The 14,417-nt window shown below is 38.3% G+C and carries 7 protein-coding genes and 1 riboswitch; all 7 genes read left to right on the top strand.

Going from position 1 to position 14,417, the window contains the following annotated elements; genetic code table 11:
• Nucleotides 1–81 precede the first annotated feature (81 nt).
• Nucleotides 82–2,919: an alpha-amylase family glycosyl hydrolase gene (locus CRS_RS16735; protein WP_142725159.1), complete on the top strand. Its 2,838-nt coding sequence runs from the start codon at nucleotides 82–84 to the stop codon at nucleotides 2,917–2,919.
• A 90-nt stretch (nucleotides 2,920–3,009) separates the two neighbouring features.
• A riboswitch (SAM riboswitch) is annotated at nucleotides 3,010–3,115 on the top strand.
• 88 nt (nucleotides 3,116–3,203) lie between these two features.
• On the top strand, nucleotides 3,204–5,648 hold the full coding sequence (locus tag CRS_RS16730) for a TonB-dependent siderophore receptor (protein ID WP_142725158.1): 2,445 nt from the start codon (nucleotides 3,204–3,206) through the stop codon (nucleotides 5,646–5,648).
• Between the two features lie 7 nt (nucleotides 5,649–5,655).
• The gene (locus tag CRS_RS16725) at nucleotides 5,656–6,966 is read left to right on the top strand and encodes an APC family permease (RefSeq protein ID WP_142725157.1); all 1,311 of its coding nucleotides are present in this window, start codon (nucleotides 5,656–5,658) and stop codon (nucleotides 6,964–6,966) included.
• Nucleotides 6,967–7,113: 147 nt separating this feature from the next.
• Nucleotides 7,114–8,199 carry a peptide chain release factor 1 gene (prfA, locus tag CRS_RS16720; RefSeq protein ID WP_002983952.1) on the top strand — a complete coding sequence of 362 codons (1,086 nt, stop codon included), beginning with the start codon at nucleotides 7,114–7,116 and terminating at the stop codon, nucleotides 8,197–8,199.
• A gap of 76 nt (nucleotides 8,200–8,275) precedes the next feature.
• Nucleotides 8,276–8,953: a hypothetical protein gene (locus tag CRS_RS16715; protein ID WP_142725156.1), complete on the top strand. Its 678-nt coding sequence runs from the start codon at nucleotides 8,276–8,278 to the stop codon at nucleotides 8,951–8,953.
• A 94-nt stretch (nucleotides 8,954–9,047) separates the two neighbouring features.
• The gene (locus CRS_RS16710) at nucleotides 9,048–11,150 is read left to right on the top strand and encodes a prolyl oligopeptidase family serine peptidase (protein ID WP_142725155.1); all 2,103 of its coding nucleotides are present in this window, start codon (nucleotides 9,048–9,050) and stop codon (nucleotides 11,148–11,150) included.
• A gap of 136 nt (nucleotides 11,151–11,286) precedes the next feature.
• Nucleotides 11,287–14,301 carry a reprolysin-like metallopeptidase gene (locus CRS_RS16705; protein ID WP_142725154.1) on the top strand — a complete coding sequence of 1,005 codons (3,015 nt, stop codon included), beginning with the start codon at nucleotides 11,287–11,289 and terminating at the stop codon, nucleotides 14,299–14,301.
• Nucleotides 14,302–14,417: the final 116 nt, after the last annotated feature.

Below are 14,417 nucleotides of genomic sequence, written 5' to 3'. Positions count from 1 at the left end.
AAAACGGCAATATTACCGGGAACTGAATAAAAATAGTCAATATGAACAAAAATTAATCCTATATTCGATAAAAAATAAGACATGAGAAAATTTTATTCCGTTGTTTTTCTGCTGATTACAATGGGTGTGTTTGGGCAGATTAATTATACGATTTCTCCCAATCCGTTCAATGAATCTGATGCTATTACGCTTACCGTTCCGGGAGATCAGATTGACGAATCTGCCTGGGGAGTTTCCAATAACGCCATTTATATCTGGAGCTGGTCGTTTGATACCAATTATCAGAACAGTCAGGATTGTCCTACCAATGGAAGCTGGAACAGTTCCAACGATTTGAATAAGCTGAATTATAATGCTGCAACAGACAGCTATTCACTTACTTTTACTCCAACTGCTTTCTTTGGGAGAACAGGAATCGGCAGGTTTGGGTTTTTATTAAAAGATAAAACAGGATCACATCAGACTTCTCCTGATATTTTTGTCAATGTGGGTACTTTAAGCTTAAGCCTTACCAATCCTCTGGCAAATAGCCTGACCTCTGTTCCGGTAGGGAATTCTATCAATATCACCGCGACAACCAACGTCAACGCAACATTTCAGTTGAAAGCCAACGGAACTGTTATCAATGCTGCAACAACGCCTTCACAATCTTATTCCTACAGTTATACCGTTACTCAGGATACCAATATGGAGCTGGTTGCCACACAGGGATCCAATTCTAAGGCTGCAACATTTATTTTACAAGTCCCGAGAAACGTAGTTTCTGAAGCAATACCCAACTGGATCAGACAGGGAATCAACTATCATCCGACAGATCAGACCAAAGTAGGACTGGCCTTATATGCTCCTGGTAAAAACTTTGTCCATGTCATCGGAAGCTTCAATAACTGGATGGTGAATGATACGTATTTAATGAAAAGAGATACAGCTAATCCTGATCTGTACTGGATTGAACTGATTGGTTTGACTCCTCAGCAGCTCTACACCTTCCAATACAGGACAAATGATCTGAGAAAAGTAGCAGACCCTTATTCACCACAAATTTTATCTTCTTATGATGATCAGTGGATTTCTGCTGCTACCTACCCGAACTTGTCTGCATTTCCTGCCGGACAGGGTTTTGAAGTTTCAACATTTAAAACAGGGCAGACTGCTTATAACTGGCAGGTTGCCAATTTTCAAAGACCGGCCAAAGAAAATCTGGTTGTCTATGAATTATTATTGAGAGACTTTACTCAGGAAAAGAACTGGCAGTCATTAATCAGTAAAATTTCTTATTTAAAGAATTTAAAAATCAATGCGATAGAACTGCTTCCCATCATGGAATTTGACGGAAACCTTTCATGGGGATATAATACTTCTTTCCATTATGCATTGGACAAAGCTTATGGAACTCCCGAAAAATTCAAAGAATTTGTAGACCTCTGCCATCAGAACGGGATTGCGGTGATTCTCGATGTGGCATTCAACCACGCTACAGGACGTTCACCTTTGGTAAGGCTCTGGAACATAGATCCGGATGGTGATGGCTATGGCGATGTAGCCCCGGATAATCCTTACTTTAATCAGGTTCCAAAGCATTCATACAATGTATTCAATGATTTTAACCATACCAGTCCTTCAACGCAATATTACGTTGAAAGATGTCTTCAGCAATGGCTTACTGAATATCATATAGACGGATTCCGCTGGGATTTAACCAAAGGATTCACTCAAAGCTGCTCTGCAAATGATGACGCCTGTACGAATGCTTATCAGCAGGACAGAGTGGATATTATGAAACACTATGCAGACAGACAATGGGCTATTGATCCAAATTCTTACATGATCTTTGAACATCTGGGAACAGATGCAGAAGAACAACAATGGGCTAACTACAGAATAGCAGAAGGAAAAGGTGTTATGCTTTGGAATAAACAGACAGACCCTTATAATCAGAATACGATGGGATATAAGGAGAACAGCAACTACGACCGTATGAATCACAGCCTTCACGGCTTTACGAATATGAGTGCTGTAGGCTATGGAGAAAGCCATGATGAGGAAAGACTGATGTTTAAAAATCTTGCCTACGGTGCAGTAAATGGAAGTTATGATGTTAAAAACCTGAATACAGCTCTTGACAGAATGAAAACTTTCGGTGCAACCTTCTTTACCATTCCGGGGCCTAAAATGATCTGGCAGTTTGGAGAATTAGGTTATGAATTCAGCATCAACAGATGTGCGGACGGCTCCATCAACAGTAGTTGCAGAACGGATGAAAAACCTGTTGCATTCACTTTAGGATATGATACCAATGTGAACAGAAAGGCTGTGTATGATACATGGGCTAAAATTATCGCGATCAGAAATGCTCATCAGATTTTCAAAACCAAAACTTACAGCATAGAATCCAATAATCTTGCAAATGATCCAAACGGACTGATCACCAGGATTTATTTATATGATACAGCTATTACCACAGGGATAAAAAATATAGTGGTATTGGCCAATTATGCTACTTCTGTACAAAATGTTATTCCTTATTTTCCTTACACGGGTCAATGGCAGAATCTGATGGATGACAGTATTTTGAATGTGGTTTCTATAATAACACCAATCACTCTGCAGCCGGGAGAGTTCAGAATCTTCGGTAATTATGCAGGTGCTTTATCAACAGCGGGTACCAATGCCGCTAACAAGCTATCTCTTCTGATTGCAGATAATCCGATTCGGAACGGGGCAGCTAAATTAATTTACAACCAAGCAAAAAACGGAGAGATTTCCATTTTTGATATGACTGGTAAAAGGTTGAGTTCATTCAAACTGGAAAAGGAAAATGGCATCCGCGAAGTGAAAATCAATTATCCGGCAGGAACCTATCTGGTACAGCTGAAATCAGACACAGGAATGGTAATTCAAAAGATGATTATTCTATAAAATAAATACAATACAGTAAAAAGGCAAATTTGCGGATCAGCAGATTTGTCTTTTTTTGTAAGTTCAAAAAAATAGTCTACTTTTGCGGTAGATTTATCAAGAAAGGTGGAGGGATTTGGCCCCGTGAAACCTTAGCAACCTGCACGGTTCCAGAAGTGTAAAGGTGCTAATTCCAACCCAAAGGGGGAGATAAGTGAGATCAATACTCTATATGAATTCCATTTCTTGAAGTCTTGTGTGTCTGCGGAAGAATCCGTTGGAGTAAATGATTAATTGGCAAAAAAATGAAAAAATTAAGTACAGCCGTATTGCTGCTTGGAGTAATTTTGGTGGCTGCTCAGGAGAGCGAGGAGAAAGGAAAACAGATTGAGGATATTGTCATCGTTGGAAACCGTAATGTCAAAAGAACAAAGCTGGAGACACCAGTTCCGGTAGATGTGATTAATATTGACAAAATCCAGAGAAGCGCTCCACAGATGACAGCTCAGGATCTTCTGAATTATGTGATTCCATCGTTTAATGCCGTGAGGCAGTCTGCTTCAGATGGTACAGAGCATATTGATCCCGTAACCCTGAGAGGCATGGGACCTGATCAGGTCTTGGTTTTGCTTAACGGAAAAAGAAGACATTCTACTTCTTTGGTAAACTACCAGAATACAGTAGGGAATGGATCTGTAGGAACAGACCTAAGTACTATTCCCGTGATTGCAATTGACAGAATAGAAGTTTTAAGAGATGGAGCTGCTGCACAATATGGATCTGATGCCATTGCAGGGGTGATCAATATTATTCTTAAGAAAAATGCCGGAGCTTCGGCAAGCCTTACTTACGGATTAAGCGGAAGAAACGATGGTGATACTTATCAGGCAGGAGCCAACTACGGAACTTCATTAGGAAAGAAAGACGGTTATATTAACCTTTCACTGCAGTTAAGCCACAGAGGAAAGACAACAAGAACACAAAATCATGACCTGGATATTTTTGGGAATAATTTTGCTTATGCATTTGCAGATGATCCCGATGCGGCCAGAGCTGCGGATGATGCCGAAATTCAAAAAAGAGGATTGACCCGCGACGATTTTAATTTTCAGATCGGGGATGCTCAGATCAGACAGGGGCAGTTATTTTTCAATTCGGAATATCCTTTCAACGATAACTTCAAACTGTATTCTTTCGGAGGTTTCAGCATCAAAGAAGGAAGAGGTTTTGGTTTCAGAAGGCTTCCGAGCGAAACATCTAATGTCGTTTCATCCATTTACCCGAATGGTTTTCAGCCCACACTGGCATCTCAGATCTATGATGTTTCTTATGCTGTGGGAGCAAAATATAATGCCAATGACTGGCTTTTTGATCTTAGCAATACCTTTGGAAGTAATACTTTCAATTATAATGTAAACAATACCAATAATGCTTCACTTGGGGCAAAATCACCCACACGTTTTTACGCCGGCGCGCACAGCTTTCTTCAAAATACGGTTAACCTCGATGTTTCCAAAAATATAAGCCGTTTCAACATCGCATTCGGAGGAGAATTCAGGTTTGAACAATACCAGATCAAAGCCGGTGATGAAGCTTCTTATTCCCAATATGACATCAATGGAAACATTGCCACTGAAGGAGCAACGGTGTTGGGTGCGGGCGGATCTCAATCCTTTATCGGGTTTTCTCCAAATAATGCATTGAAAAAAGACAGGCGTTCTACAGCTGTATATGCAGATGTTTCTTATGATCTGGATAAAAAACTGAATATTGATGCTGCTGCGAGATTTGAAAATTATTCAGATTTCGGAAATACTCTGAATGGAAAACTGGCTGTACGATATGAGTTTATAAAAAATTATGCAGTAAGAGCAGCAGTGGGAACAGGATTTAGGGCTCCTTCCCTTCAGCAGCAGTATTTTAATAACTCTTATGCGGATATTTCTACTTCCGGCGAGAAGATTGTTACAAAAGGAATTTTTAGTAATGACAGCAAAGCCGCTGAAATTCTTGGATTTGATAAACTTAAGCAGGAAACCTCTGTAAACGGAAGTGCCGGATTTACTTTAAACCCTGTAAAAGGACTGTTGATAACCGTAGATGGATATATCATTAAAGTAAAAGACAGAATCGTTATTACTGGAAATATAACAGACCCAAGATTGTCAGATCCAGCGGTAGTAGGACAGGGAAATGAGGTAGAAAGCGGAAGATTCTTTGCCAATGCTATTGATACCGAAACGAAAGGAGTAGATGTCGTAGTAACCTATGACTGGATTCTTGGCAATGGAAAATTAAATATCAATCTTGCCGGAAACTATACAGAAACGAAAATCACAAATTTCCATTTTCCGGAAAACCTGGGAACCCCTCAGAATGAATTTTTTGGACCGGATCAGATCAATATCATTGAAACACTGTCTCCCAAAACAAAAGCTTCATTAGGGCTAAATTATGGAATCGGGAAGTTTAATTTTCTCGTGAGAAATACCTATTTTGGTAAAGTAATAAGAGACGGCTATCCATTTGGAGGAGTGCAGGAATTCTCACCAAAGGTAGTTACAGATATCAGTGTTGGTTATAATATCACTAAGAGTATCAATTTTACGGTAGGAGCCAATAATGTATTCGATGTTTTCCCGGATCGTCAGATTTATGAAAATTCATATTATGGAGTATTTAAATATGCGCCGGTTCAGATGGGAACGCTGGGGAATTATTTCTTCGGAAGACTTAATTTTAATTTTTAATCATTAAATGAGTACCACCTCACATCAGATAGGCTGGAAAACAGCCACAGCTATTGTTGTTTCCAATATGATCGGGACAGGGATTTTTACCACCCTGGGGTTTCAGCTATCCGATATTACCAATACCTACAGTATTTTCCTGCTATGGATCATTGGAGGAGTCCTTGCTCTGTTCGGGGCTTTTTGCTATGCTGAATTGGGCTCACATTTTAAAGGAAACGGAGGTGATTTTATCTATCTTAAAGAAACTTATCATCCGTTGTTTGGGTACCTTATAAGCTGGATTTCGCTGATCATAGGATTTTCTTCTCCTGTAGCTTTGGCAGCCTTGGCTATGTCAAAATATCTTTCTGTATTCGATTATTCTTTCGGAAACAGTTTTGCGATTGCTGCCATTTTTCTGGTTGCAGTTACATTATCATTCAGCCTGAAAACATCCAGCCGGTTTCATAACTTTTTCACTTTCATTAAAATAGCTTTTATTGTTATCCTGATTATTCTGGGAGTTGGGCTTGCAGATTCACCACAAATCGGCAACAGCCTGAATTTCAGTGACAGCTGGAAGAATGAGATTATGCTTCCGGCATTTGCTACATCGCTGGTATTTGTCACCTATTCCTATACAGGCTGGAACTCTGCATCTTATATTGCAGGAGAGATAAAAGAAGTTCAGAGAAACCTTCCAAAATCCTTGATTATAGGAACTGTTTTTGTGACGGTAAGCTATATTCTGGTGAATTATATTATGCTGAAACATGCTCCTGTAAGTCAATTGGCAGGAAAAGAAGATGTGATGGGAGAAGCGGCTGTCAACATGCTGGGACCTGCTTTTGGAAAGATCGTCAATATTTTTATTGCTCTGCAGCTTATTGCAACCATCAGTGGTTATCTGTGGGTAGGATCAAGATTAACACAGGCTTTTGCAAAACATACATCCATTTGGAAACCATTGTCAGTGGGCAATGCAAAGGGAATTCCGGTAAGAGCTATTTTCGCCCATGCCGTCATTGCAGCTATTATTATTCTAACCGGCAGTTTTAAAGAAATTTTTGTCTATACAGCCTTTATTTTACAGCTTTTTGCAAGCTTGGCTATTTCTACCGTATTCTTTCTGAAGAAAAAAGACAGAAAAATCTTTAAGTCGAATGCTTTCCACATTTTTCCGGCAGTTTTTCTGTTGTTCAGTATGTATATTCTTTATTTTACATTCATTCATAATCCTAAAGAAAGCCTGATCGGACTGGGAATTATCGCAGTAGGAATTATTTTATATCTGATTGACAGAAGACTTTCTAAAGGATCTCAGACTCAATCCTAATGATGCAGAAAGGGGAATTAACAAATTGGATATTCAGCCTTTTTGCCGTTTCATCTCCTTTCCCCCTAATGCTCAAAAATTTATGCTGATTCGGAATTTTAATTTTGAATTAATAATTCTTATCTTTGCACCCACAAAATTTCTACAATGTCTAAATCATTAATTCCAAAATTAGAAGCTATAAAACAAAGATATAATGAGGTTGCAGACCTTATTATACAGCCTGATGTCATTTCAGACCAAAAAAGATATTCTTCTTTGAACAAAGAATATAGTGATTTGGGGAAAATTGTAAGAGTTTACGATCAGTACAAAGGTGCTTTAGATAGTATCGCAGAATCTGAAGAAATCATCGCAGATGGTTCAGACAGAGATCTGGTAGATCTTGCTAAAGAAGAAAAGCTGGAAGCCCAGGCTAAAATCCCGGGACTGGAAGAAGAGCTGAAAGTATTGCTGATCCCTAAAGATCCTGCTGATGACAAAAACGTTATCGTAGAATTACGTGCGGGAACAGGTGGTGATGAAGCTGCTATTTTCGTGGAAGATATCTACAGAATGTATACCATGTATTTCAAGGCAAAAGGATGGAGACATGAAGTAACAGACTCTAATGAAGCGGCAAAAGGGTATAAGGAATTGATCATGAAGGTAGAAGGTGAGGGTGTTTATGGGATTATGAAGTTCGAATCCGGCGTTCACCGTGTACAGCGTGTCCCTGAAACGGAATCTCAGGGAAGAGTACATACTTCTGCAATTACGGTAGCGGTTTTACCGGAAGCTGAAGAAGTGGATGTAGAGATTAATCCTGCAGATATTGAAATGCAGACTTCACGTTCAGGTGGTGCTGGAGGGCAGAACGTAAACAAGGTTGAAACGAAAGTTCAGCTTACCCACAAGCCTTCAGGACTTGTAGTAGTGTGTCAGCAGGCTCGTTCTCAGCTGGCTAACCGCGAACTGGCAATGGAAATGCTTCGTGCTAAACTATATGACATCAAACTTCAGGAAGTTCAGGGAGATATCGCCGCTCAGAGAAAAACAATGGTATCTACAGGAGACCGTTCAGCAAAAATTAAAACATACAACTACCCGCAAGGTAGAGTGACAGACCACAGAATCAATAAGTCCATGTATAACCTTGATGCTTATATGAATGGAGATATTTCTGAAATGATTGATGCCGTAATCATGGCAGAAAATGCAGAAAAGATGAAGGGGGAAGAAGAAAATTACTAACAATCGAAATAAATAAAACACAGCCTCTGATTTTTCAGGGGCTGTATTTTTTCAAATACTAAATACAATATAAACTATGAAAAACTACAGAATTATTTTAGTGTTGCTTCTTACTATGATGGGACAGCTTCTCAGTGCTCAGACTGAGGTTAAGAAACCTAAAGAAGCGTTTGAACTGTTCTTCGGAACTTTCGTCAATAATGATGAAACAGCATTGAATAAGCTAAATGATTATTTAAAACCTACTGTAGAAGGGCAGAATGCATATCAGGTAGATTTTAAAGAAACTTCACAGGAAATGATAAACGGCAGTGTTGAGAATTTCCTTTCTGCTTTTCCTAAAGCGACTGCTTCAGCATGTAAAAAAGAAGCGGAAGACTATTTCATTGCCATGTTCGGGAATTTTAAGAATGGAAAATTGACCGTTAAAAATGTAAAAGTTGTTCCTAATGAATATCTCGAAGGGGAAAAAATTGCAGAAATAAGCTATACCGTAAGCTTTCAGGTACCGGCAAAGCTGACATCCGGACCTAAAGGAGATATGAAGAAAGTAAAGGCTGAAGATCTGAAAAAATATTTGATTCAGGCAGCTCAGGATTTTAAAAATGCTGATAAAACAGTAATCACCGATCAGAATTTTAATCTATATGAGCTGAAGGAAGGCGGTAAAATATATTATTGGAATGGCAGTCCGGATGAAATTGTTTCCAACCTTACCGATTTCTACTTTGAAAGTTTCGGAGCAAATGAATAACTGAAGCCATGCTTATAAAGAATAGAAAGTCCCGATTTAAAGGGACTTTTTTTATTTCACATACTTTACGTATTTTTGAGAAAAACCGATCAGTATGAATTTTAAACCTATATTGTTAACTGCTGGAGTGTTATTTTCAGCATCTTTTTATTCTCAGAAAATGAATTATCCTAAAGCATTAAAAGGAAGCCAGACAGATACCTATTTCGGAACTGCCGTTTCTGATCCTTTCAGAGATCTGGAAAATGATTCTGAAGCTACAAAAAAATGGGTAGATGAAGAAGTTGCCTACAGCCAGAATTATCTTTCTAAAATTCCGTTCAGGGATAAAATTAAAAGCCAGTTGAAAGACATCTGGAATTACGAGAAAATTTCAGCACCTTTCAAGGAAGGAGACTATACCTATTATTATAAAAATGATGGTTTGCAGGCTCAGTCTGTGTTATACAGAACCCATAGCAAAACCAATGCAACGGAAGTGTTTTTAGATCCTAATAAATTTTCAGAAAAAGGAACTACTTCTCTTTCCAATCTGTCATTCAACAAAAAAGGAAATCTTGCAGCGTATTCTATTTCTGAAGGAGGAAGTGACTGGAATAAGATCATTATCATTGATGCAATTACCAAAAAACAGATCGATGAGACAATCGTGGATGTAAAATTCAGTGGGATTTCATGGCAGTGGGATGAAGGATTCTATTATTCAAGCTATGACAAACCGAAAGAAGGAACTGTACTTTCCGGAATGACGGATAAGCATAAAGTATACTTCCATAAACTGGGTACAAAACAATCTGAAGATCAATTGATTTTCGGAGGAGATAAAACACCAAGAAGGTATCTAAGCGCCGGAGTTTCTGAAGATCAGAGATACCTTATCATTTCTGCGGCTAATGCTACAAACGGAAATGAATTGTATATCAAAGACCTTAAAAAAGGAGGAGACTTTGTGCAGATTGTCAATGGGTTTGATATCAATGCCAGTATTGTTGATACACAGGGAGATGATCTCTTTATTTTTACTGATAAAGATGCTCCTAATATGCGTCTTGTAAAAACAACGATAAGCAATCCAGCTCCTGCCACATGGAAGGATGTGATTCCGCAGACTGAAAATGTATTGGGGATTTCTTCTGGTGGAGGGTATTTCTTTGCAACCTATATGATTGATGCGATAGACCAGGTGAAGCAATTTGATAAGACAGGAAAACTGGTCAGAGAAATTACACTTCCCGGTAAAGGAAATATCTCAGGATTCGGAGGAAAAGAGAAAGAGAAAGATGTTTATTACTCTTTCAGTAATTATATTACCCCGGGAACTACTTATAAATTCAATGTAGATTCAGGAAAATCTGAAGTTTATCAGAAACCAAAAGTGAAGTTTAACCCGGATGATTATGTTTCGGAACAGGTATTCTATACTTCAAAAGATGGTACAAAAGTTCCTATGATGATCAACTATAAGAAAGGAACTAAACTGGACGGTAAAAATCCTACTATTCTTTACTCTTATGGAGGTTTCAACATCAGCCTTCAGCCGTCATTCTCTGTAGTCAACGCTATCTGGATGGAAAATGGTGGTATTTATGCTGTTCCAAACATCCGTGGAGGAGGAGAATATGGTAAGAAATGGCACGATGCAGGAACAAAACAGCAGAAGAAAAATGTTTTTGAAGACTTTATCGCAGCCGGAGAGTACCTTCAAAATAAAGGCTATACTTCAAAACAATATATGGCACTTTCAGGAAGGTCAAACGGAGGATTGCTGGTAGGAGCAACAATGACAATGAGGCCGGACCTTGCGAGAGTAGCCTTTCCGGGAGTAGGAGTTCTGGATATGTTGAGGTATAATAAATTTACTGCCGGAGCAGGATGGTCTTACGACTATGGTACTGCAGAAGACAGCAAAGAAATGTTCGAATACCTTAAATCTTATTCTCCGGTACACAATGTAAAAGCAGGAACTTGTTATCCGTCAACAATGATCATCACCAGTGATCATGATGACAGGGTAGTGCCGGCTCACTCATTTAAGTTTGGAGCAGAGCTGCAGGAAAAGCAGGCATGTAAGAATCCTATTTTGCTGAGAATTGAAAAGAATGCAGGCCACGGAGCTGGAAGATCAACAGATCAGGTGATCAGTGAAAATGCAGATCTTATATCATTTGCATTGTATGAGATGGGAATAAAAAAATAAAAATAAAAAATATAATATTCAAAAAAACGGCTTTTTTTATTTAAAATTAGTCGTTTTTTTTGCTCTATTGTGTTTATAATTCTTATTTTTATGGCGGATATTTAAAGTTTATTAATTCTAAATTAATTAAGTAATTATGAAAAAAAGAATTTTACTGGTTTGTGCACTGGCGGCTGGGTTTTCCAGTTTCAATGCACAGAGGTGGCTGCCAGCCTCACAAAAAACATCTGAAATCAGAAAAGAGGTACAGGTACAGTATTCTTATAGGTTGGATTTACAGTCTTTAAGAGATGTTTTAAAAAATGCTGTAGAAACAGGAAAAGGTGCACAGGCTGTTATTGTTTCTTTACCTACCGCAGAAGGGAAAATTGAAAAGTTTGCAGTATACAGTGATCCCGTTGTTGAAAAATCAATGGCGGACAGGTACCAGCTAGGATCTTATGTTGGGGTAGGAGTTGATGATCCGGGTAAGTATGTAAGGTTCAGTACTGCACCTACTGAGTTGCAGTCTATGATTATCAAAGATGGCAAATTTCAGTTCATAGAACCCATTACCGCAGATAAACAGGTTTATGGGGTTTTTTATAAAACTGAAAGAGCTGCTGGAGATCATGGATTCGAATGTACTACAGAAGAAAAGAACTTTAAGGATATAAAATCATTAGAATTCAACGGAAAAAAAAGTCTTTCTAATGTAGGAATTACGAACAGACCGGCAAGTACCAAATTCAGAACTTATAGATTAGCACTGTCTACCACAGGAGAATATACAAAGAAATTTGATCCGGCTGGAGGAATCACAAACACCGTTATTCAGATGAATGCTACGATGACCCGTGTGAATGGTATTTTTCAAAAAGATTTTGCCATTAAGCTGATCATTCAGGATTTACCTAATATCATATTCCTTGACCCTGCAACAGATCCTTACACAGGAAACTTAAATTTACAGCTTCAGCAAACTTTAACAAACACGGTAGGAAATGCTAATTACGATATGGGGCATGTTTTCAATGCTGCAGGAGGTAACGGTAATGCTGGTTCAATAGGCTCTACATGTGTTGATCCCGCCACTACAACTTCATTAGCAAAAGGATCTGCATTCACACAGAATACAAACCCGGTTGGAGACTCTTTTGATATAGATTATGTGGCTCATGAAATGGGACATCAGTTGGGAGGCAACCATACTTTTTCGCACGTTTCAGAAGGTTCCGGAGTAAATATAGAACCGGGAGGGGGAACTACTATCATGGGATATGCCGGAATTACCGGAGATAATGTTCAGGCTTATACTGATGCTTATTTTCATTACTCCTCTATTAATCAGGTTCTTAATAGTTTAGACAGCAAGCCTGGATGTGGAACCTCAGAAAATATAACTACGAATACAGCTCCTGTAATTTCACTTCTTCCTACCTACAGTATTCCAAAAGGAACAGCGTATTATCTTGATGCTACAGCTACAGATAATGATCCTGTTAAATATACATGGGAACAATATGACAGTGTTGACTCTTATAATTCAATCTCAGGAGACAGCGGTTGGGGATATAATGCTCAGGGAGCTTTAACAAGATCTTATTTTGGTACTGCAAGTGGAAGGAGGTATTTCCCAAGCCTTCCAATAGTAATGGGAGGATCTTTAACTGATAAGACTAAATGGGAAACAGTTTCTTATATTCCAAGAGTACTTAAATATGCAGTAACAGTTAGAGATGAGAATGCTACTACGCCAATGCTTGTATCCGCTGAAACTACTGTAACAGTTACAAATGACGGTCCTTTCAAATTTAATGGTCTTATTGATAGCAAAACATTATATAATAATGCAGCCAATACAATTTCATGGGATGTAGCTAATACCAATACTGCACCTTATAATGTAGCTAATGTAAAGATCGAATATACGACAGATCTTGTCAATGGATCAACATGGACTGAACTTGTAGCTTCTACTCCTAATACAGGAAGTTATACAGCACAAATGCCTTCTGGATTAACAGGTCCTATTAAATTGAGAATTTCAGCTATTGGTAATGTATTCTATGCTGTATCTCCTAAAATTATAGTGGGAGCTGCTCCAACTTCAACGACAGATGCTCCAACAGGAGTGGGTTCAATAGCAACAGAAATCTTAAAAACATCTGCTACTATCGGATGGAATAGTGTCCCAGGGGCTACTTATGCTGTTAAATATAGAAAATTGGGGGAAACAAACTGGACAAATGCTACAAGTACCACTAATTTTATATTATTGAATTCTCTTGAAGATGAAACAAACTATGAAGTTCAGGTAGCTGCAGTAGTGAATACAGTACCTGGAGCATTCTCTTCTACTTATACATTCAAAACAAAAGGTTTGAGAACTGGTTCAGATTATTGTTTAATGACAACAGGTGGAAATAGCTTTGCAAGTTTCAGCTTTAACAGTGGCTTAGCCCAGTTAAACTTAGCTAACCTGGCTTATTCTCAATTAACATATAAAACGATTTTCAGTACGTATCAGGATTTTACTGAAGACGCAACGAAAATAGTTAATTTAACAAAAGGAACACAGTATACGTTATCTTATTTCAATGTTGGTAATACAGCAGGGTATAATGACAGAATGGAAGTTTGGATCGACTTTAACAGAAATGGAGTTTTTGAAGCTTCAGAGAAAATAGGCTCTAAAACAACTATTCCTCCTTCAAGCGGTCAATATACAGGAACGATTGTATTTACTGTTCCTACTACTGCATATACAGGAGATAAATTATTGAGGATGAGAGTAGCAAATACTTTCTTTAATGCTGCTACCGGTCCATGTGGAAGTCCATCAGTTCCTGTACAGGGAGGTGGGGTTATCTCTCAGGGGTCATTCAAAGATTTTTCTGTGAAGATAACAGATAATCTTGCTGTGGATGAAACAAAAGATGTAAAATCATCTGAAATTTCAATTTACCCGAATCCAGCGGATACTTTCGTAGAAGTGAAGAATCTTAAAGGAAAAGCAGATTATAAAATCTATACTGCTGACGGAAGATTAGCTCAGGAAGGACAGATTGACGGACAAAGAATCAATGTTGCTTCATTAATCAAAGGTATGTATGTGATCACGATAAAAGATGACAAAAATACCTACAATACGAAGCTTATCAAAAAATAAGCAGACTATTTACCAATAAGAAGGGCCGGGCATTTGCCCGGCCTTTCTCTTTTACTAAAACATAGAAAAACAGCATGTTAACAGAAGTTTCATGTTTCGTTCAAAAAAATTAACTT

The sequence above is a fragment of the Chryseobacterium sp. ON_d1 genome, from assembly GCF_006829085.1.
Classification (GTDB): domain Bacteria; phylum Bacteroidota; class Bacteroidia; order Flavobacteriales; family Weeksellaceae; genus Chryseobacterium.
Note: the sequence above shows the minus strand (reverse complement) of the source record. Positions and strands in the feature narration are given on the sequence as shown.

What these genes read in the sequence shown, in the direction of transcription:
- CRS_RS16735 (WP_142725159.1), top strand. Translation starts at nt 82, where the DNA reads ATGAGAAAATTTTATTCCGTTGTTTTTCTGCTGATTACAATGGGTGTG.
- CRS_RS16730 (WP_142725158.1), top strand. Translation starts at nt 3,204, where the DNA reads ATGAAAAAATTAAGTACAGCCGTATTGCTGCTTGGAGTAATTTTGGTG.
- CRS_RS16725 (WP_142725157.1), top strand. Translation starts at nt 5,656, where the DNA reads ATGAGTACCACCTCACATCAGATAGGCTGGAAAACAGCCACAGCTATT.
- prfA (WP_002983952.1), top strand. Translation starts at nt 7,114, where the DNA reads ATGTCTAAATCATTAATTCCAAAATTAGAAGCTATAAAACAAAGATAT.
- CRS_RS16715 (WP_142725156.1), top strand. Translation starts at nt 8,276, where the DNA reads ATGAAAAACTACAGAATTATTTTAGTGTTGCTTCTTACTATGATGGGA.
- CRS_RS16710 (WP_142725155.1), top strand. Translation starts at nt 9,048, where the DNA reads ATGAATTTTAAACCTATATTGTTAACTGCTGGAGTGTTATTTTCAGCA.
- CRS_RS16705 (WP_142725154.1), top strand. Translation starts at nt 11,287, where the DNA reads ATGAAAAAAAGAATTTTACTGGTTTGTGCACTGGCGGCTGGGTTTTCC.